Genomic DNA, 20,999 nt, shown 5'->3' on the forward strand with positions numbered 1-20,999 from the left:
CGAAGAAGAGATGCTGGCTCATCGTTCCCGCCTCAAAGCCGATGCGGTCAATTGGATACGGCAATGCTGTCATGAAAGCTGCAATGTCGCCAACATCACACGGCAGTTCGCGCTCCAACATCACCTTGCCCTTGCCGTCTACAATGCAAAGCGCACACGACCGCAGTGATACGTCTAATCCAGCAAAATATTCCATCATATATCTCCCTTGTTCACAGCTAACCTGTGATCCTATCAGGAGCTCGACCTCAGAACAGAGGCAGCCCAATTACGCATGCTCTGAGCCTAAACACAGCAAAATAATTGCTTATCCACGAGTCGGTCAAATTAGGCAGAGTAAAATTCCCGACTGCTATATTATTCTTCGAGGCGAAGGACCAAAGCAAGCGTGCGCAAGTTGCTTGCCAACCGCTCCGAAACATACTCGAGTGCATATGTCTGAAATTTCAGAGCCAAGTCAGGATCTTCGGACTTCATGCGTTCGAATGCGACATCTGTCAAAACATGAGCGGTTCCTTTGCTGTCCGCTATGCCTACCGCAAGCGTCCCCACGTTTCCTTGCCTAAAAAAGCTGGCGACGCCGACCATCGAACCAGGGCCCGCGCTTCTTATTCTATGCTTTTCGCCATCCAATTCATCGATGTAGATGGAAACGGTCCCTTGCTCGATGAAGTGCAGCAAACGCTGCTTGATGCCGGGTTGTGAAACTACGTCGCCCTGAGAGAATTCAGTCGTTTCCAAGTAACTTCGGAACTTTTGAACAACAGCCTTGGCCTTAAAAACCTCAATCAACCTATCATCAATCGGCAAAGCTTTTGGGCTTGGATCAACGCCAGCCGTTCTGAGAAGGAAATCTTCGCACCATTCCAGGGCGCTGTCTGCATCCTTAAAGATTGGCTCTATAACAGCGTCGCCATCAAGGAACTCTTCCTCATGCAATTGTTGATCGATTTCTGCGGGGACGTGAGCCAAGGCGAGTTGCGTTCCGACTTCCAGCGCCTTCTTCTTGATCTTGACCAGACCGTGAACACCAGAAGTATCCAGACCAGACACTAGCTGAAAATCAAGGATTACAAACTCAGGCGGGCCAGCTTCTCTTGTCAGGGCTCCTACCACTTCCTCGTACAGTTTGATTGAGGATGCAAAGAAGATGAAACCATGGAGTTTGAGATATAGAATCTTCTGCCCCTCGGAGGACAAGGTCTTTCGGTGGTCATCCGGGCGATCGACGTTGCTCGAGAAATCACTTCCATCCATTGCCAATCGAACAACATTTAGCTTGCTGTAGCTGACTACGAACAACACAACAGCTGCGGCTACGCCGGTCGCTACACCCTCCAGAAACCCGATAAACTCGACGACAAAGAGGATCGCAAATATTATCGCAACGTCACCGCGCGTGAGATTAGACCAGCTTTTGACCACCCAATCATAAAGGAAGCCCAGTCCGATGAACATTACCAAGCCGCCAAGCACAAATTTTGGGAAGACAGACAGAGCACCAGCTCCGACTGTCATCGTAAGAAGGCAGAACACTGCGACGACGACCCCGACGAGCCGACTATCTCCACGCATCCGACGCCCAAGAGTGGATAGGCTGACGTAATGATATCCGACAAGGCTTCCGCCGGGCGCAGCAAGAAGGTTTGCAATACCGGCCAGGCGCATCTCGCGATGGACATCTATGTCACGGTTAAAGGCTGACTCGAGCGCTGTGAGGTTCAGAAGTACCGAGATGAGCGCGATCGAGAGAATAGTGGCCAACCCGGTGAACTCTGTCACAAACAATGTCCAGTCGGCTGCAAGGAAGGTGGAAAGAGGTACTGGCTGCCACAATGCGCCCTCCCCAAATGGTTGCAACAACCAGCCCTCGGCAATGGCTTCCTGACTCGAAACACCACTCAGGAACAAAGTGATATGGAAGAGAGCCACCGCGCTTAAGATGAGCCCGGGCATGATGAAAACATTGGAGTATTTGAGGGAAACGAAGAGTGTAATGAGAGCGAATACGGCTCCGGGCAGCCACAGATGCATCACTTCGCCGAGCGCACTGAGTTGGGTGAAATCAAACGTTTGATCTGCCATAACGCTGAAGGAGCCCTTGAAAAGCAGCCAGCCCGTTGCTGCTAGAAAACCAGCGATCACTGGATATGGTATCAGCTGGACAAATGCCGCAAGCCGCCAACGGCCGACGAGGTAGAAGATCACGCCCGAAAGAGCAGTCGACACCACCATTATTACGACTGCCTGGGCAAACAGTATCTCAGGTGAGAGAGCGCTCCCGGGAAGTTGGGATAGAGTTGCAATCATGACAGCGATGATTGCCGTTGGGTTGTCTTGCGGCAGAGCCACAACGCCGCGAAGTTCGCTGAAGAGACCGATGACGAGCGCAATGACGACACCGCCAAACAGAAGTTGCCCTGTCGCTCGTGGCACGTAACCCGAGAGTTCACCGGTAAATATCACGGCCGAATATGAAAACATGAAGGTGACGGTCAGAACACCTGCAACCAACCCGGCAGTGATACTTGGGACAACAACGGGGCCACGCAAGTTTTCCTTCAGTTCCTGTTTCCAGCCTGTCTTCACAATTCCTACTTCTCACTCTGTATTGTTATCGACTTTCTATAAGGTAGCCGTTTCTCTGACTTGTGGCTTCCAATGGCAGCGGCGCATAAATTTCTTCGAGAGGCCACATGAACAGCACTCCGTCACGGCTCAGCGTCGTTGCTTTCTTGCCCCCATAGCATGCAATAAATCAGGACGAACGAGCTAAACAAAAAGATCCCGACTGAATCCCCCTGAACCCACCGAGCCCAATTGGTTGCGAATTCTGAAATCGGCACAATTCCAGCGAAAGAGAGAGATGCGACACCAATTGCGGCGCTAATGGCCGCGCTGATTACTGCTCCGAAGGTGCCCAGCTTTAGGGCTTTGTAAAAGATCGAGAGATCCTCCCATGGACCGAGATTACGCAGAGCCAAGGTAGCTATGATCGCGCCCAAAGAGCTCCCGACTCCAATTCCAACGGCGGCTTGGATGCCTGATCCATAATACAGGTTAGAAGCCAATGCCGCCAAAGCAATGCCTGGCCAAAGCCGCATATCAATAAACACTAGCGCAACTAGGGCAGAACCGGCAGGCAACCAGATGATCGCAACACCGTCGTAGTTCGCCGCCAGTGTCAGACTGAGTATGCCCAGAGCCAAATTTATAAAGAAGTACAAAACGAAAATACCAAGAAACTTTGGGCCTATGGGTAGCCCTTTCTTCTGATTTTCATGTGTGGGCAAATGCCGTTCCCTCTTTCTCTATTTTTTAAGTGGGCGTTCCTAGCCTCAGAGCCAAAAAGCTGAGTCAGCTGCATCCTGCGGGTCGGTGAAAATTCTGCTTCAGGAGGACTGCCGAAAAACGAAGTCCAGCTACTTGGTTTCAGCTGATAACTCCTAGTCAGCTAATCCGGCCGAACTCAGAAGAACTCCAGCTTCGATTCCAGAACGAGGTTCCCCTCTGTGTCTACAATGTGGAACTGCCCGTCTATGCTCCACCCGAGCTTTTCGGTGAGAGTCTTAATTTCGCCCCCGGTCAAGTGTGCCGCATCGGTAACAGGCGCACGTTCGGAAACGTGCACCTCCTTACCGTCCACGAACAGAGTTTTCTGTATCTCGATCCTCGCCATCCTAGATTCCTCTCCTTCTAACTAAACGGCCTTTAGCGCTTCTTCGTGTGCCACTTTGACTGTCCGCATGATACGGTCGACGATCAGATATGGGTCACCATCGGAAGCCGGGCGCCGATCCTCAAGATACCCCTTCCAGTCATGTGTCGTGGTATAGAGTGGAATTCGGATAGATGCGCCTCGGTTCGATGCCCCAAAGCTGAACTGGTCGATAGAGGCAGTTTCATGAGATCCAGTCAGTCTGCGTTCGTTTCCGGCACCATAAACATCGATGTGATCCTGGTGGAACGGGCGGAAGCCTTCACAGAGCGCTTCGATATAGTCCTTTCCGCCGACATCGCGCAGGTAGTCATACGAAAAGTTCGAGTGCATGCCAGAGCCGTTCCAATCCCCAGAGATCGGTTTCGGATCGAGGGTTGCAATCAGATCGTATTTTTCTGTGATGAGCTGCAGTAGGAACCTCGCTACGATCAGGTCGTCAGCCGCACGAAGGGCGCCCTTACCAAAACACTGAAATTCCCACTGACCCAGCATGACCTCGGCGTTGATCCCGGTCACCCCAAGGTCGGCGGCAAGGCAAGCGTCCCAGTGTTCATCGACCAATTCCCTCGCTTCGACGCGGTGCGCTCCGACGGCGCAATAGTAGGGGCCCTGGGGTTCAGGAAATCCGCCGTCAGGAAAGCCAACAGGGCGGCCATTCGAGGTCATCAGAATGTATTCTTGCTCAAATCCAAACCAGAATTCAGCTTCGGCTTCTCGATCAATCAGATTTCGCGTGTTGGTCTCGTGGGGGCGTCCATTCCGATGAAAAACCTCGCACAAAACGAGATAGGCGTTTTGCCTGAAGGGGTTTGGATACACCCGAACCGGCTGCAGGATGCAGTCGGAATCATGGCCCTCCGCCTGCTGCGTCGAACTGCCATCGAAGCCCCATTTTGGGGTGTCTTCAACAGACCCGTTGTACGAACTGTCCGGGTGGATTTGTGCCTTTGTCCGGATGTTTGCGATCTCGTAGCCGTCCAGCCAGATGTAGTCGAGACGAGCGTTTCCCATGATTTTCTCCCTTTAGCTTAGTGTTATCGTTCCACAGCGCAACGAGCCTTCGGACCCCAAGCGGACTGCATGCCGTTCTCGAACAACGTGTGCTTAGTTTGGCGGGCGCATCGGTCCGCGGATCATTCGCATCGCGATCGCCATAGCATGACGGCGGATGTGCTTATGCTCGTCGATGCCACTCAGCGACACATCAAGTCACTCTTCGACGGCCTTCTCTGTGACCGGCATCTTTTGAGCGGCCAGGCCAAGCACCGCTTCCATGGCTGCAGTGTAACCTGCCTTGGTTTCGGCTTCGTCATCCCAGTTGAACGCCAAATCCCCCTCTCCGTTTTTGTTGTTTTCGGTCGACCTGCTGGCGTCCCACAGAAACTCCACGGCAAATTGACTTTGATAACAAAAATGTTACATAATCACATTCAATAATCAATATGTTCTTGGGGTGGGGCAAAAAGTGGAAACCTTTCTGAGATTTATACCTGCCTTGGGTCTTTTTGGACTTTTGGCCTGCTCTACGATTTTGTTGGTGCGCATCGCGACAGTCTATGTGTCCGGCCGCGTTCACCGCATCCGAGCATCAGCGGAACTCATTGGCCTTCTGGTGGTTCTCGACATCACAATCGGCCCCGGGCTTCGCTTCCTCGGAGCTGACTCTCTTGTCGCGCCTGTGGAGAGAGCGGTTCTTGCTGCGACGGCCATCGGTATTGCCTTTCTGTTGAACGGTGTGGTTCGCGTCGTCCTTTGGGACGGTCTGCTCTCGGATCACGGCCAGAGGAAGGTCCCGGTCATTGTCACCGGAAGCGTCGGGGTTTCGATCTACCTTGCAGCCATCTTGCTGGTGATGCACTTCGTGTACGATGAACCAGTCGGCGGTCTGTTAGCCACATCCGGCGTGGCGGCTCTGGTGCTTGGCTTCGCAGCACAATCGACGCTCAAGGAGGTCTTCTCTGGCGTTGCTCTCAATGCCACCCAGGCTTTGCGTATCGGCGACTATGTCGAGATCGACGGAGTGTATGGTCAGGTCCACGAGATCAACTGGCGTTCGATCTCGGTAAAGAACCCGCACACCAACTCTCTCTATATCTTTCCCAACAGTGGCGTCGCTGACCGAACCATTCTGAACTTCAGCGAACCTACCAGTCGGTTTCGGTACTTCCTGACTTTCACTTTGGAACTGTCATCTCCTCCGGAGCTCGCCATCCGCGCAATCGCAAGGGAGCTTGAGAATTCAAGGTTCGTACGCCGCGACCCGAAACCCGACTTCAATATGCTCGGATATACGAGCAAGGGGATTGAAGTGAGGGTTCGGTGGCACTTCGATGATGACGACCATTGGTGGGATGCCCAGAATGAGATGGTGATGGCCATCTGGAGTGCGATGAGGAAGCATCGGCTGCGCATCGCGATCAACAGACATTGGCTGGGTACTGGCGACGAGTGGGAGAATCTGGCCCAGACTGGTCCTGCTGATTTCGGGACAGATAAGATCGCTGAACAGATTGGGAAGTCAGAAATCTTCGCGGAGTGCCCGGAAGAAGATCTGTCCCAGTTGGCCGATGCCGGCAGGGTTCTGTCGCTCAACCCACCGGCTTGCTTCTATCAGCCGGGGGAGCCGTCTGATGGGCTCTATTTCGTCCTTAGCGGGAATGTCGCGCTTTATCAGCCCATAGACGAAAAGAAATTGAACGAAATCAAGATCGAAGACTGTCAGGAAGGCCAGATCTTTGGCTTGCAAAGTTTTCTGGAGTCGTTGCCCAGAAACTACCTCGCGCAGGCTGAACAATACTCAGTGGTTGCTCATATTCCTGACGAGGCCGTCCGAAAGTTGATATCCGATCATCCTGAAGTCCAAGGCAAACTCCAGGACGATCTCGCTGCTCGCGCTCAGCAACGCGAAAAAGATGCAAAAGTCGCCCACAAAGAGCTTCTGGCAGCTCTGCATGCTGAAGAACGCAGCAAGCTTTCCGAAGAGCTACGACAGAACGTGGGAGAATTGCTGGAACGTCCGGCATTGCATCACTTCATGAGCCTTCTGTCATCCAAGGTTCGCCACGAAGATGTATTGAAGTCGACAATGGCGGGCGCTGCCATCATCGCTGCTTGCCGGGGCGATGTTGATGAGACTGAGGAACAGTTTCTCAACAGAACGATGGCCGAGGCAGACTTGCTCAGACATATGAATATTGATCACGCAATGGAGTTGTTTCGCGATTTTGCGGCCGCAGAAGATGTTCTGGACCGTGATGGTCAAGTTTTCGCTATGCTCGACCGGGCAAGCGAGATGAAGGGCGGACCACAAATCGCCCACGCGATTGCCGTCGGGATGACGGGTGTTCATGGAACCCCGAACCAGAAGGAATGCGAGGCGCTTGTGGAAATCTCGAAACGGCTCGACCTGGAGGCGCCAAAATGGGCACTAAACGTCGAGGGAGAGCAGAATGGGTGACGGAGTCGCAAAATCAGGGTTTGTCTTCACAATTGGTCTTACAGGGCACCGTGACATTCATCCTGAAGCCGTTGCCGACATACGCGCGGCGCTAAAAAATGAACTCGAGGCTATGCGGGAGCGGTTTGAAGCCCTTCCGGTTGAGCTTGTCACTGGATTGGCTCAGGGCGCCGATACACTCGCCACCGAGGTTGCGCTTGAGATCGGATTGCCCGTGCGCGCGGTTCTACCGATGCCCCGCGCGCTCTACGAGGCTGACTTTGAGGGCGAAGCCCATTCCAACCTAATCAGACTTTTGGATGACGCACGCGTGAAAGTGCAGGAGTTACCACTCCCTCACGGAACCGAGGCGGACGACTGCAAGGAGGGCGCGGCTCGTGATGCCCTATACGCGCGGCTCATGGATTACCTTGTCAGGCGTTCGAATGTCCTGGTTGCTCTTTGGGATGGAGAGGTGACGGGTCTGACTGGTGGATCGTCCGACGTTGTCGTTCGCTACCTCTCTGGTTCAGAGCCGCAGGCACGGCAAGCCCGCAAACTCGAAGCGGTTGTCGACGCCGGGTTGGCTGATGATCGGTCCGACCTCGCGATTTGGATCGAAGCCCCCAGGCAGACGGATGAGGTTGAACAGGGCGACGTTCAGACAAATTACCTGGTACAGGCGGGTGCTACGGGCCTTATCTGCCGCCTGCCGGATATCCCTGATTTCGTAAAGGAGCGTTGGCGCGAGTTTGACCAGTATGCCTTCGAGCGGGACACAGAAATCGGCACCGATCTGACCGCCTATCCGATCTCTGCACCCGATGATGTCAAGATATCAGAGGTCGCCTCGTCGATCGACGTGGATTTCGTACGTGCGGATCAACTTGCCCTCGCAAATCAACGTCAATCGGATCGTCTCTTTAAGCTCTTCGGGCTCATGGCAGCCCTGATGGGGCTGACATTTCTGCTCTATGCGAAGATTGCCGCACTGAAACTGTTTCTCATCGCTTATGTGGCTCTCTTCGCAGGAGGTTTCTTTATTTTTGCCGTCGGCTCAAGGCGCGGGTGGTTTGGACGTCACCTCGCTTTCCGCGCGCTGGCCGAGGCACTCCGCATCCGATTCTTCCTTGTCTTGTCCGGAGGTGGTGCAACAGGCCAGACGCGGCGCCTCTTGCGACTGACTGGTATCGAGCGTTTCAAGGGCTTTGGATGGATTGGCGATGCAATCCGATGCACAGAACCATTGACCTACGAAAGCACAGTGCACGCAAAAGAAAGAGTTGCGGCAGTTTCGGAAAGGTGGGTCAAGGATCAAGCGGCCTACTTCTCGCGAAAGCATCATCAGTTACATGCTGAGCACGAGCGTCTTGAAACAGTAAAGAAGTATCTGTTTCTCGCAGCGTTTCTCGGTGCCGTCTCGCTGCTCTTCTTCAAGAAGTCACTCTACGGTTTCCATATCGGCGACCTCGATGGCAAGACCCTTGTGGTCTTCCTCATGGGCCTCTTGCCGCTTTGGCTTGCCGTTTGGGAAATCTACCAAACGAAAATGGCAATACGTGAGTTGCTTTGGCAGTACGCAAACCAGGGAGAGTTGTTCGAGCTTGCTGAGCGGCGTCTCGCAGCCATTTCCGATCCCGTCCATGCGCAGGATGTGATCTCGGATTTAGCCGAACGTTCGCTCATGGACGTGGTCCAGTGGAGCACACACCGCTACCACCGTGAACACGAACCGCCGTCTGCCGGATGATGAAGAAAGTGGAACATAGCAGCGATTTCAAAGCACAACTTTCAAAGTTGCGCCACGACCTTCGTACACCTGTCGGACACATCATCGGCTATGCCGAGATGATTGAGGAGGATCTGCCGCCTGATCTCCTGAAGACATTTTCGGGAGACCTGCAAGCAATCCAGAATGCAGGTCACAAAATGCTTGCCCTAATAGAAGATTTCCTAGGCGCTTCGACGGCCTCACCTGAAGAGGTCAATGTTGGTGACGCTCAGTTTCAGTTTCGAATGCAACTCAACCACATAAACGGTTATTCGGAAATGATCTTCGAGGAGGCAACAGACCTCGACGAAGCTGAGTTCATATCTGACCTGGGAAATATCTCCGAAGCGGGGCGAGCGGCGCTAAGTCTCGTAGATGCCATCCCGCAACGTTTGCTCGAGAAAAACACCAACAAAAAAACTGCCCCGAAGAAAGAAGACAAACACTCTCCGCAACAAGACATTTCGATAATCAACAGTCAAATCGGTCAAGGGGGCGAACTTTTGCTGGTAGACGACGACCCGTCAAACCGCGAGCTGTTAAGACGGCGGGTCAAACGCATGGGATACTCGGCGCGGACGGTATCCAGCGGAGAGGAGGCCCTTGCCATCCTCGAAACCGATCGATTTGACCTTGTCCTGCTTGATTACATGATGCCCGGCCTGTCTGGCCTTGAAACTCTGCAACGAATGAAGGCGTCTTCTCGCCTGCGCACGATCCCGGTGATTATGCTATCTGCATCTGACGACATTGAAATGATGGTCGACTGTATCCTTCAGGGTGCCGAAGACTACATTTTCAAGCCGTTCAATCCGATCTTGCTTCAAGCGCGGATCAGTGCATGTCTTGAAAAGGTTCGTCTGCGTCAGAACATCTCAAAGCAATTCCGTATTTTTATCTCTTCACCCGGCGACGTCATTCCCGAACGACGCGTCGCCAAATCTGTTATCGGGCGTCTTAACGAGGAGTTCTTTGGACGTGCCTATCTGATCCCGATCCTCTGGGAAGAGGAACCCATGCTGGCTTCTGAAACTTTCCAGGCTCAGATCCACCCACCGCATGAGACGGAAATCTACGTTGGTATTCTTTGGTCTCGCATCGGCTCGCCTCTACCCGATACGATCCTGAGGCCCGACGGGACCCGATACGAATCTGGTACGGCATTTGAATTCGAGGACGCCTTAGGCGGTTTCAAGCAGCAGGGCTCTCCAGAGATGCTTCTCTACAGAAAGCAGGGGGCACCGACGTTGTCGCTCGAGGATCGTGAGGTTATTCTCGATAGACTCGATCAGATCGACAAGCTCAGCCAGTATCTCGATCGCTGGCTGATTGGCGATGACGGTTCTTATATCGGCGCATTTCACATGTTTGAAACCGAGGAACAGCTCGACACGATGCTCGAGATGCATCTGCGAAAACTCGTTGAAGCTCGGCTGGCACAGGATGAATCGGTGCACACAGACGCAGCCTGAGTCTGCGTACCGAGGATCCGGTGAGGAAGAAAAGGAAGGGAAGACAAAATGGCAAAAATTCTTCTGGTTGAAGACAATGAGATGAACCGAGACATGCTGTCTCGCAGACTCAAGAAGAAAGGCTACGAAGTCGTGATGGCATTTGACGGCCAGCGCGGTGTCGAGATGGCCTCAGAAGAAAGCCCCGACATAATACTGCTCGACATGAGCCTTCCGGTGATGGATGGCTGGGACGCTGCACGGCACCTCAAAGCCAGCGACCAAACAAAGAGCATACCGATTATCGCGCTGACAGCACATGCTATGGCTGGTGATCGAGACAAAGCCCTGGGTGCCGGCTGCGATGATTATGACACCAAGCCGGTCGACTTAAAGCGACTTCTAGAAAAGATTGAAGGTTGGCTTAACGCGTGATGATGCACGGTACTCATATCCGCAAGCTCTGGCAGTTCGTCTGATGGCGAACATTGATCTGCTCTGGGTCATTTTTGCCAGTGCGCTGGTCTTCCTGATGCAGGGTGGTTTCTTGTGCCTTGAGAGCGGGATGACCCGCTCAAAAAACAGCATCAACGTCGCCATCAAGAACCTCGCAGATTTCTGTCTGTCCACGCTGGTTTTCTGGGCTCTCGGCTTCGGGCTGATGTTCGGGCTGAGTTATCAGGGATGGATCGGATCGGACCTGTTCGCGATCGACTTTGCGAAGGCGTCCCCGTCTCTTGCTGTCTTCTTCCTATTCCAGGTGATGTTTTGTGGTGCCGCGGTCACGATCCTCTCTGGGATCGTCGCAGAGCGGATGAAGTTCGGGGCCTATCTCTTTGTCGCGGTGATCGTGTCCGGGCTTCTCTATCCCATTGCGGGCCATTGGAGTTGGGCCGGCCTTGACGGCGCTGGCGGGTCAGGCTGGCTTGCGGATTTGGGGTTTGTGGATTTTGCCGGGTCGACGGTGGTTCACAGTGTTGGCGGCTGGGCGGGGCTCGCGCTCGTCTTGATTATCGGCCCGCGCCTGGGGCGCTTTGATGACGGCTCGGGCGCACAGACCATCACCCCGTCGAACATGCCCACCGCCACGCTTGGCGCTCTTCTGCTTTTCATCGGCTGGCTTGGTTTCAATGGTGGCAGCACATTGGTGCTGGATGACACCGTGCCGTCGATCCTGATCAACACGGTCGTTGGGGGATGTGTCGGTGCCATTTCGGCCGGAGGTCTGCGATATGCGGTCAACCAGCGGCTCGACGTGGATCAGTTCATCAATGGCGCACTGGGCGGGTTAGTCGCCGTTACCGCGAATTGTTTCGCCGTCTCGACAGGGTCCGCCGCCCTGATTGGCCTGGTTGGTGGCATGATTGTCGTCTTTGTCAGCCAGGTCCTTGAGGTGTTGAAGATCGATGATGCGGTCGGCGCGATCCCTGTGCACCTGGGGGCCGGAATATGGGGCACTCTGGCAACCGGTCTCTACGGGGATCTGGATACACTTGGCACAGGCCTCAGCCGCCTCGAGCAGATCGGTGTTCAAGGTCTGGGCGTGCTTGTCTACGGCATCTGGACCTTTGGGATGGCCTTTCTGGTCTTCTCGGCCGGCAACGCAGCTTTCCGGTTCAGGGTGAGTGAAGCGGAAGAGATCGCCGGGCTCAATATCTCGGAACATGGGATGCAGCACGAAAGCGAGATGAAGAATGCACAAGGACATTCATTGGAGGGAGCTGGATGAAGCACCTGCACGCTCGATATGTTCCAAATGCATCACTTCTGCATAGCACCTGCTTTTTCTGGGGGTGGATCAATTGATAGAGCAAATTGATCTTCTTTGGGTGGTCATCGCCAGTGCCTTATTGTTCTTGATGCAAGCGGGCTTTCTTTGCCTCGAAACGGGAATGACCCGTTCGAAGAACAACATCAACGTCGCGATCAAGAACTTCTGTGACTTCTGTGTCTCGGCCCTGGCATTCTGGCTCGTGGGCTTCGGACTGATGTATGGCCTGAGTTATCAGGGATGGATCGGGTTGGATCTTTTCGCACTCGATTTTGCCAAGACCACCTCGTCTCTTGCCGTCTTCTTCCTGTTTCAGGTGATGTTGTGTGTGACATCGGTCACGATCCTTTCTGGAGTTGTCGCCGAGCGTATGAAGTTCGGGGCCTATCTCTTTGCCGCCGTTTTCGTGTCAGGGCTGCTCTACCCCATTGCAGGGCACTGGAGTTGGGCCTGGCGCGCAGCAGAAGGATCAGGTTGGCTTGCGGATTTGGGGTTTGTGGATTTTGCCGGGTCGACGGTGGTTCACAGTGTTGGCGGCTGGGCGGGGCTCGCGCTCGTCTTGATTATCGGCCCGCGCTTGGGGCGCTTTGATGACGGCTCGGGCGCACAGACCATCACCCCGTCGAACATGCCCACCGCCACGCTTGGCGCTCTTCTGCTCTTCATTGGCTGGCTAGGCTTCAATGGTGGCAGCACCTTGGTGCTGGATGACACCGTGCCGTCGACCCTGATCAACACGGTCGTTGGGGGATGTGTCGGTGCCATTTCGGCCGGAGGTCTGCGATATGCGGTCAACCAGCGGCTCGACGTGGATCAGTTCATCAATGGCGCACTGGGCGGGCTTGTCGCCGTTACCGCGAATTGTTTCGCCGTCTCGACAGGGTCCGCCGCCCTGATTGGCCTGGTTGGTGGCATGATTGTCGTCTTTGTCAGCCAGGTCCTTGAGGTGTTGAAGATCGATGATGCGGTCGGCGCGATCCCTGTGCACCTGGGGGCCGGAATATGGGGCACTCTGGCAACCGGTTTCTACGGGGATCTCGAAACCCTTGGAACAGGGCTCAGCCGCCTTGAACAGATCAGTGTTCAAGGTCTGGGCGTGCTTGTCTACGGCATCTGGACCTTCGGCGTAGCCTTTCTGGTCTTCTCGGCTGGTAACGCTGTTTTCCGGTTCAGGGTGAGTGAGGAGGAAGAGATCGTCGGGCTCAATATCTCAGAGCTTGGGATTCATCAGGAGAGTGAGCTGCAGGATTCACAAGCAATACAAGATAGGACGCTTTCATGATCAGGGGTCCCATTTTTTCTAAAACGACAATCGGTGGAATGAATTCTCGCCAACAGCCTTTGAAACGTCGGGAGTTACTCATAGGCATGGGAGTTTTGACCTCGGTCTTAGTTATGAATCCGACGAGTGTCATTGGGCAAACGGAACAGTCTGACGGGGCTCATAAAATCAACTTGTCAGGCCGCCAGAGAATGTTGATCCAACGTACCGGAAAGTTTGTCTGTCTTGCCTATAAGAACCCCAATCCAGGCCCACTTCTTGCGGCTGCAACAGAGGCACAGGCGCTGCATCAAATAACCGAAGCAGGACTAAGGAACGGGGATGATGAACTCGGACTTGAACCGGAATCCAATGCCTCGGTTTTAAAGGCGCTGAGCCGAGCCAAGAATGCCTTTGCCCCATATGGTCAAACAATCCGTGATGCAATCGAGCGCCGCAGTGTCCAAGACGAACACATTCAGAAAATTTCAAACCTCAACGGACCTGCTCTTGCCGAAATGCACGCCGCGGTCAACCTGATCGAGCGCGTTTACAAAAGCGCTGAGCTATCCGAGCAAATGGCCATGCTCATCAATATCTCGGGTCGACAGCGAATGTTTACTCAAAGATTGGTTCTGCTGCTGTGCCTGACGCGGCATGGCGCGATATCAGGTGAAGCCCGCCAGGAACTCTTCAGAACCATGAACCGGTTTAGCCTATCGCTGAATATTCTGAACCGGGTAACGCCCGGAGCGCTCCCAACTTCAAAATCACAGCCAATCCTTGAGCGTCTAAGCGAGGCTCAGGGATACTGGGAAGCGCTCAGGCAGTTAGTTTCAACGGCCAGATGGTCCACAGAAAATCAGTTTGTCGATGATGTTCAGGCTGTCGACGAAAAAGCAGAAGATCTTCTCAAGAGGATGAACGAAATCGTCCTGCTCTATGAAAAGGCCGCCGAATGAAGGGAACCCAGATATGACGACTGAAAGGCAAACCCCAAAACTGGGATTGACGATCGGCACAAAGCTGGCGGCAATTAGCATCGTCATATCGATGGCTGCTGTCTGTATCGCGGCCGTCTTGGCTGGATACTCGTCAAACGAAGCCCTGAAGCGTGCGGCGTTCGAAAGACTGACAGCCGTTCGCGAACTCAAGGCACAGCAAATTGAAAGCTATTTCTCACAAGTCGAGAACGAGCTCAAGTTTGTTGCGGAAAGCGCACCGTTGAAAGACAATCTTCAACAACTTCGGCGAGGGATAGTTTATCTGCAAGTCTCCGAAGATCTTGTGACGCCAGAGTATCGGGATGATCTAAATCAATTCTACCTTGAGGACTTTCGTGCGCGGTATGAGGCGGAAACAGGAACCCGCGCCGACAACGCGGTCATTGATGGCTTGCTGCCACGGGATCCCTTGGCGATATTTCTGCAGCATAGATACATGCTTGATCCTCAACTAGTAAATCAAGTTCAGTTCGAGACTCAATATGGGGCAGCCGTTTCAGCGCTGGAACAGTCACTGGGGGAATTTCAGGACCGCTTCGGTTTTTATGATGTATTTCTAATCGAACCTAACGAGGGACGCATCGTCTACTCCGTTGAGCGGGAAATTGATTTCGGAACCAGTGTATTCGACGGGCCGCATTCAAACACAAACCTTGCCCGGGCAGTCACGACCGCCATGGCTGCAAATCCAGATCAGGTCATCTTTGCCGACTTCGAACCCTATATCCCTTCATTCAACGCGCCAGCCGCATTTGCCGCCTTGCCCGTGTATGATGGACCAAATCCGATTGGGGTTCTTGCCGTGCAACTTCCTCTAAGCGGGATCAACGCGATTATGACCTCTAACGAGGCTTGGAGCGACGTTGGGTTGGGCGACTCCGGCGAAGCGTATCTTGTTGGTCGCGATAAACTTCTGCGCAATCAGTCCCGCTTCCTGATCGAAGATCGTGAAGAGTATCTGAAGTTGGTCGGTGAAGTTGGCCTCCCAAGCTCCATCATAGATCAGATCGAACGGACAAACAGTTCCGTTGGCTTGCAAGAAGTCGACACCGTTGGCACGCAGGCAGCTCTCTCAGGACACACAGGAACAGAGATTTTCCCCGACTACAGAGATGTCGAAGTCTTGTCCTCTTATCGTCCGCTTGAGTTGTCTGGACTAGATTGGGTCATTATGAGCGAAATCGATCGCGAGGAAGCCCTGCGCGATGCCGACCGATTGATTGACCGGTTGATCTTGGTCGCCTCCATAGTTCTTGCGATCGCAATTTACGCGTCATACCTCTTTTCAATTTCGCTTACGCGGCCTCTTAGATTGCTGTCTGGCAGCGCCGCAAGACTAACTACTGGTGAATTGGACGAGCCTATTAAGGTGCGGACAAGCGACGAGATCGGCGAGCTGTCGCAGAATTTCGAAGCGTTGCGCCTATCGATTATCCAGTCACTCGAGGAAGTTGAAACCCAAAAGTCGTTGTTGGAAACAACCGTGGCTGCACGGACAACCGAACTAAACGAAGCATCGGCTCAGCTTCAGCTTGCGTTGTCGAAGATGTCGAACGGCATCTATATGCTTGATGCAGGCATGAATTATGTCCTGACAAATGAGCGCTACACCGAGATGCTTGCTCTGCCACCACGTCTGGTCGAACCGGGGCAGCCAGAAGAAGAGGTCATCCGTTGGCACGCAGAAAACGGTGACTATGGGCTTGGCGATACTGAACAGCTAGTCCGGACTCGTTTGGAAGCTCTCGCCGAAGGCCACTCATCAAACGTTGTTCTCAATACAGCGGCTGGCCGGACGATTGAAATCAGAACAACGCCAATCAGCGGAGGGGGACTCGTCGGGGTCGTTTCCGACATCACAACGATCAAACGTAACGAGGCAGAACTTCTTAAGCAGAATGAAAATCTGAAGAAGATTCAAAGCGATCTCGCGTTCAGTGAACAGAGAATATCGAAGATTATTGAAGCGAGTCCCATCGGTATCCTTTCAATTGACAGAAAAGGAAAGATTGAAACATTCAGCTCCGCTGCTGAACAAATTTTTGGTTACTACGCGTCAGACGTTATTGGAAAGAACCTCAAGATCCTGATGGAGACACACGTCGCCATTGAGCATGACCTTTATCTTGAACGCCGTATTCATGGTGCGTCGTCTACGGTCGTTGGTCAAAGTCGGGTCGTCAACGCCGTTCGAAAAGATGGATCGGTATTCAAACTGGAAGCGCGGGTTGAGGAAGTTCAAGTCGGGGATGAAATCTTCTATATCGGGCTCGTGGAAGACATAACTGAACGCCTTGAACTGGAACGGCAAGCCGAGGAGGCGCGCGAGCAGGCGGAACGGGCGAATGAAGCCAAGAGCGCGTTCCTTGCAAATATGAGCCATGAACTTCGCACACCAATGAATGCGATCATTGGATACTCGGAAATGATGGCAGAGGATGCTGAAGATGACGGGCTGGAAGACATGCTCGAGGATCTGAACAAGATTACCAACGCTGGTAAGCACCTTCTGTCCTTGATTAACGACGTTCTCGACCTCTCCAAGATCGAAGCCGGGAAAATGGATATGTTCCTTGAAGACTTTGCCGTCAAGGACATTACCGAAGACGTGGCCAGTACAGCACTTAGCCTTATCCAAAAGAATTCCAATGAACTGGTTCTGGATGTCGATCAGGATCTAGACACCATGCATGGCGATGTTACGAAAGTTCGCCAGATTCTCTTCAATTTGATCTCCAACGCAGCGAAGTTCACAAAGGAAGGAAAGATTACTCTCTCCGCCAATTTGGATTCCATAGCAAATGAACCGGCAATTCGGTTTGCCATCACCGATACCGGGATCGGCATCCCTGAAGACAAGATTGAGCATATATTCGCGGAATTCTCTCAAGCGGATGAATCTACGACACGCGATTACGGTGGAACCGGTCTAGGGCTCGCCCTCGTCAAGAGATTTTGCGAAATGATGGGCGGCAGCATCCGTGTCGAAAGTACCATTGGGCAAGGTTCAAGTTTTATCGTCACATTGCCAAAGAAAGCTCAAAAGAAGCATGCAGGGCTTGAAGAGGAAGCGCGCATTTCAGGCGCAACGTCAGAGCCCGCTTCATCGGATGAGGACGCGACACCTATTTCAACTGAGGCAATGAAGGATACTTCTGTTCGAAAATCGGTCCTTGTCATTGATGATGAGGCCTCGGCCCGGGAACTTCTGAAGAAGCGTCTAGAAGCGGAGGGCTGTTCGGTGTTATTGGCCAAATCCGGCGCTGAAGGTCTGGCACTCGCTGCGGAACACTTGCCCGCCCTCATAACGCTGGATGTGATGATGCCCGGAATGGACGGCTGGACAGTCCTCCGCCGACTAAAGGCTGACAATACACTGAAGGATATTCCCGTCGTCATGATTTCGATGGTTGGAGACAAGGCCATGAGCTATTCGCTCGGTGCCGTCGAATCTCTTCAAAAACCGGTTGACCGAGGCAAACTATCGGGGCTTGTCAAAAAGTATGCGTCGGTCGGTCAAAAGACAGCACTTGTCGTTGAAGACGATCCGGCTGCGCGCGAAACCATGGTGCGCACGCTTCAAGGCGACGGCTGGGAGGTCGATGAAGCGGGGAACGGAAAGATTGCGCTTGGGAAAACAGAACAGCATGAATTCGAACTCATCCTTCTTGACCTCATGATGCCGGTGATGGACGGTTTTGAGTTTCTGGAAAGGCTCAGATCAAGCGACCACCCATCGGCCAACACTCCAATAATTATTGTTACAGCGATGGAACTGAACACCGAAGACCGCAAGCGCCTTCAGACCAGTGTTAGCGATGTCGTGCAAAAGTCTGGCGGAGATGTGGAGGGCGTTTTGGAAGAAATACTCTCGCTGGTTCATCGATAGAGCGTGAAGGATTCTTGATTTGAAAGAAACGGCTGGCAAACAGGCTCCGGGGCTTGATGAGGCATTGCGGGCACTTAACGGTGAAGTGACAGACTGGGAGCTTTTCCTCTCAAGTTACCCTGATACTTCGGCAGTTTTCGCTGGGGCCGACCTTTCCGAGGCGGACCTATCGGAACGTAACCTTTCAGGACTTGACCTCACCGGCACCGACCTTTTCGAAGCCCGATTGTCATCTGCAAACTTGAAGCACGCAAAAATGGATCACGCGGAGCTTTCAGGGGCGGATCTTTCTCATGCCGGACTATACAAGGCCAGACTGACAGATGCTACACTCACCGCGGCAAACCTCCAGAACGCCGACTTAACAGAGGCTGATCTTTCCGGCGCGGATCTGCGTGGAGCAAATTTTGTCGGGGCCGACCTGACCGGCGCTGACCTCCGTGATGCAAACCTAACAGACGCCGACCTTCGCAATACCTGCCTGAAGAATGCTAATATTTCGCGCGCGTCACTCTGCACAGCAAGGGTCGAAGGGGCCAAGGTGACCGGCATCGTCTACGGCAATTTAAAAGAAATGAGCGGTCGCTACCTCGGAATTCGCGGCATAGACTCTGTTTACGGCAACGCGCTTTTTGTACGAGACGCTAGGGATCAGGACTACATAGACACCCTGGAAGCTTCTATTTCAAATATGCCTGCCGGTTTTGCGAAGTCCGTTGAGCAAACTTTGTTCAAGGCTTGGGGACTATTTGATCACGGCCGCAGCCTTCTAAAAGTGGGAGCTTACGCGCTATTTCTCGCAACGCTGTACGGGATTATTTATTCGTTTGATATGTGGCTAGGGTGGGGAATGATGGATTATTCCAACTCGGCGCAAAGCTGGTTTACACCCTTCTACGTCTCGTTGGTTACATATACGACGCTGGGATATGGCGATGTAACAGCTGAAAACGTCTATGGAGAAATTCTCGTCATTAGTGAAGTTGTACTAGGCTATTTTACTCTCGGTCTGCTTCTTTCCATTATCGCAAATACTATTGCCCGGCGAAGCTAGACTGATCCTCCCCCACTGAAGTGGTCCGCCCCTATAGTTAGGAAACGGAGGATCAAGCATGGGAATCAAACGACACAAACCGGAAGAGATTGTCACTAAGTTACGGCAGGTTGAGGTGCTGTGCGGCCACCGCCACCGGTGCCGGTAGAGAAGAACGAGATGATCATTCGCAGTTCTCGCCTGTGTGCGCCGCCACGATCTGCGCCATCTGCCGTTCGATGATCACCAGCTGAGCAGCGACCTTGAGCGCATCGATCTGGCTCGCACGGCCGGATTTGACCGCTCCGTTGATCCAGCGTGACAGCTGATTGAGGTTGCCGCCGATACGGGCAATCGCAAAGGTTAACTTCGGATCAACGCGAGGGACGGGCTTGCGTCGGCGCGCCTCGACCAGCCCCAAGGCCTCGCGCATCAACGTGGCATTGGGCAGGCCAGCGGCGTGCGCCTTGGCCACAAGCGCTGCCTTTTCCGACGGGGTGCATCGAAAGATCACACTCTCGGAAAAGCCCTCTTTGACGCCGCTTGCGTGCGTCTGGTTGGGGTTTGAAGGGGAGGCTTGCCGCCCCTCACAAGTCCCGCCGATGTAATCGGTGGGTAACCTTGCTCTCTGCTCTTTGTGGGGGGCTGCCGCATTCATGCTCTGAGCCCCGCCGCTTCGATTTCAGCAGGGCTGACCAGGTTTGCGGCCAGCAACGCGGTCACTTGGCCGGGTGTTATGTGGCGGCAAAGGGGGTGCTTGTCCGTGACCCAGTCGGCCAAACCTTTCAGCAATTCAGCCTCTTTGGCTTTGCCCGCTTCTCGCGCCTCCTCAACCTCCTGAAGGTATTTCAACCAACGGCCAGAGGAGAACCAATTGTCGGAGAAGCACACCTTGGAGCGGGTGAAGCCTTCGCTCTCGTTCGCATAGGCCCGCACGGCGTCCTCGAGGTCTTTGGCGTCCACTCCGTCGGCCAGCGCTTGGCGGATTTGCGAGATACAAACCGCTTTGCCGCGAACGCGATCCTCGGGATAGGCGGACAAAATCTTTTCAGAAACTTCATCCTCCACCACCGCCTTCGCGTGCGAAGGATTTGGTTTTTGATATGGTTTATATCTGTTCTTATTGGATTTGCGCTCAGGGGCAGATGGCTTGCCCTCAGGGGCAAATGCATCATTTTCCCTTTCGGTCAGATCGATTTGCCCATTTGGGCAAATGGAGTTGCCCAAGGCATACCAACAGGTCCGATCATAACGATCATCGCTGAAATTGCCCTTGATGATCAGCCCTGCGCTGACCAGCTTTTCGAGCGCTGTTCGGATCTGCTTTTCGCTCAGATAGGGAAACTACTCACTAAAGGCCGAGATCGAATTGTAAGTCCAATACCGCCCGTCTCGAAGGTTGCGGCGATTGGCTTGGTTATTCTCGATCCAGAAGGTGATGTTCTGGAAAATCACCGCCGCGTTCAGGCCAACACGTCCCGCGATTTCGGGATCAAAGCTATGGCGGCTCATGATTGGCCCCCGAAATACGCACAAACGTGCGAATTTTGTACAGGTTTTGTACGAGAAATCGGCCGTTTCAGTCGATTACGGCCCGAAAGCTGACGGGACTTTTTGCAGTCTTCCGCACAACGTCCTGTAAATAAGCCATATTTGTCAGGT

At 53.4% G+C, this 20,999-nt stretch carries 15 protein-coding genes and 2 pseudogenes; 9 read left to right on the forward strand and 8 right to left on the reverse strand.

The window, feature by feature from the left end; genetic code table 11:
* Nucleotide 1: 1 nt before the first annotated feature.
* From K3727_00145 to K3727_00170, 6 genes and pseudogenes are all read right to left on the reverse strand, one after another.
* Nucleotides 2-196, reverse strand: a pseudogene (locus tag K3727_00145) (IS110 family transposase).
* Between the two features lie 161 nt (nucleotides 197-357).
* A complete protein-coding gene (locus K3727_00150; protein ID UWQ91274.1) occupies nucleotides 358-2,589 on the reverse strand; it encodes an STAS domain-containing protein in 2,232 nt (743 codons plus the stop codon).
* 122 nt (nucleotides 2,590-2,711) lie between these two features.
* A complete protein-coding gene (locus K3727_00155; GenBank protein ID UWQ91275.1) occupies nucleotides 2,712-3,293 on the reverse strand; it encodes an MASE1 domain-containing protein in 582 nt (193 codons plus the stop codon).
* Between the two features lie 176 nt (nucleotides 3,294-3,469).
* Nucleotides 3,470-3,679 (reverse strand): hypothetical protein, encoded by a 210-nt coding sequence (locus K3727_00160; protein ID UWQ91276.1) that lies wholly within the window; start codon nucleotides 3,677-3,679, stop codon nucleotides 3,470-3,472.
* A gap of 21 nt (nucleotides 3,680-3,700) precedes the next feature.
* Nucleotides 3,701-4,732 carry a glutamine synthetase beta-grasp domain-containing protein gene (locus K3727_00165; GenBank protein UWQ91277.1) on the reverse strand — a complete coding sequence of 344 codons (1,032 nt, stop codon included), beginning with the start codon at nucleotides 4,730-4,732 and terminating at the stop codon, nucleotides 3,701-3,703.
* Between the two features lie 198 nt (nucleotides 4,733-4,930).
* Nucleotides 4,931-5,110, reverse strand: a complete 180-nt coding sequence (locus tag K3727_00170) for a hypothetical protein (protein ID UWQ91278.1) — start codon at nucleotides 5,108-5,110, stop codon at nucleotides 4,931-4,933.
* Nucleotides 5,111-5,186: 76 nt separating this feature from the next.
* Here K3727_00170 and K3727_00175 point away from each other — a divergent pair, with 76 nt between their 5' ends.
* From K3727_00175 to K3727_00215, 9 genes are all read left to right on the forward strand, one after another.
* Nucleotides 5,187-7,178 carry a mechanosensitive ion channel gene (locus K3727_00175; GenBank protein ID UWQ91279.1) on the forward strand — a complete coding sequence of 664 codons (1,992 nt, stop codon included), beginning with the start codon at nucleotides 5,187-5,189 and terminating at the stop codon, nucleotides 7,176-7,178.
* Entirely contained in the window at nucleotides 7,171-8,907 is a 1,737-nt protein-coding gene (locus K3727_00180) for a hypothetical protein (GenBank protein UWQ91280.1), read from the forward strand. The genes K3727_00175 and K3727_00180 overlap by 8 nt, the downstream gene beginning before the upstream one ends.
* Nucleotides 8,908-8,915: 8 nt before the next feature.
* Nucleotides 8,916-10,400: a response regulator gene (locus K3727_00185; protein ID UWQ91281.1), complete on the forward strand. Its 1,485-nt coding sequence runs from the start codon at nucleotides 8,916-8,918 to the stop codon at nucleotides 10,398-10,400.
* A 48-nt stretch (nucleotides 10,401-10,448) separates the two neighbouring features.
* On the forward strand, nucleotides 10,449-10,814 hold the full coding sequence (locus K3727_00190; GenBank protein UWQ91282.1) for a response regulator: 366 nt from the start codon (nucleotides 10,449-10,451) through the stop codon (nucleotides 10,812-10,814).
* A gap of 43 nt (nucleotides 10,815-10,857) precedes the next feature.
* Nucleotides 10,858-12,108, forward strand: a complete 1,251-nt coding sequence (locus tag K3727_00195) for an ammonium transporter (protein ID UWQ91283.1) — start codon at nucleotides 10,858-10,860, stop codon at nucleotides 12,106-12,108.
* Nucleotides 12,109-12,181: 73 nt separating this feature from the next.
* Nucleotides 12,182-13,432, forward strand: coding sequence for an ammonium transporter (locus K3727_00200; protein ID UWQ91284.1), 1,251 nt, complete (start codon nucleotides 12,182-12,184; stop codon nucleotides 13,430-13,432).
* Entirely contained in the window at nucleotides 13,429-14,373 is a 945-nt protein-coding gene (locus tag K3727_00205) for a type IV pili methyl-accepting chemotaxis transducer N-terminal domain-containing protein (GenBank protein ID UWQ91285.1), read from the forward strand. Before K3727_00200 ends, K3727_00205 begins: the two co-directional genes overlap by 4 nt.
* 13 nt (nucleotides 14,374-14,386) lie before the next feature.
* On the forward strand, nucleotides 14,387-18,304 hold the full coding sequence (locus K3727_00210) for a response regulator (protein UWQ91286.1): 3,918 nt from the start codon (nucleotides 14,387-14,389) through the stop codon (nucleotides 18,302-18,304).
* Between the two features lie 19 nt (nucleotides 18,305-18,323).
* Nucleotides 18,324-19,358 (forward strand): pentapeptide repeat-containing protein, encoded by a 1,035-nt coding sequence (locus tag K3727_00215; GenBank protein UWQ91287.1) that lies wholly within the window; start codon nucleotides 18,324-18,326, stop codon nucleotides 19,356-19,358.
* A gap of 163 nt (nucleotides 19,359-19,521) precedes the next feature.
* Here the strand turns inward: K3727_00215 and K3727_00220 are convergent, their stop codons facing one another.
* Both K3727_00220 and K3727_00225 read right to left on the reverse strand, forming a co-directional pair.
* The gene (locus tag K3727_00220; GenBank protein ID UWQ93211.1) at nucleotides 19,522-19,812 is read right to left on the reverse strand and encodes a MobC family plasmid mobilization relaxosome protein; all 291 of its coding nucleotides are present in this window, start codon (nucleotides 19,810-19,812) and stop codon (nucleotides 19,522-19,524) included.
* Nucleotides 19,813-19,991: 179 nt separating this feature from the next.
* A pseudogene (locus K3727_00225) lies at nucleotides 19,992-20,849 on the reverse strand (hypothetical protein).
* Nucleotides 20,850-20,999 lie beyond the last annotated feature (150 nt).

It is taken from the genome of Rhodobacteraceae bacterium M382, from assembly GCA_025141015.1.
In the GTDB taxonomy this organism is placed as follows: domain Bacteria; phylum Pseudomonadota; class Alphaproteobacteria; order Rhodobacterales; family Rhodobacteraceae; genus Aliisedimentitalea; species Aliisedimentitalea scapharcae.

What these genes read in the sequence shown, in the direction of transcription:
- K3727_00160 (UWQ91276.1), bottom strand. Translation starts at nt 3,679, where the DNA reads ATGGCGAGGATCGAGATACAGAAAACTCTGTTCGTGGACGGTAAGGAG.
- K3727_00165 (UWQ91277.1), bottom strand. Translation starts at nt 4,732, where the DNA reads ATGGGAAACGCTCGTCTCGACTACATCTGGCTGGACGGCTACGAGATC.
- K3727_00180 (UWQ91280.1), top strand. Translation starts at nt 7,171, where the DNA reads ATGGGTGACGGAGTCGCAAAATCAGGGTTTGTCTTCACAATTGGTCTT.
- K3727_00190 (UWQ91282.1), top strand. Translation starts at nt 10,449, where the DNA reads ATGGCAAAAATTCTTCTGGTTGAAGACAATGAGATGAACCGAGACATG.
- K3727_00195 (UWQ91283.1), top strand. Translation starts at nt 10,858, where the DNA reads ATGGCGAACATTGATCTGCTCTGGGTCATTTTTGCCAGTGCGCTGGTC.
- K3727_00205 (UWQ91285.1), top strand. Translation starts at nt 13,429, where the DNA reads ATGATCAGGGGTCCCATTTTTTCTAAAACGACAATCGGTGGAATGAAT.
- K3727_00210 (UWQ91286.1), top strand. Translation starts at nt 14,387, where the DNA reads ATGACGACTGAAAGGCAAACCCCAAAACTGGGATTGACGATCGGCACA.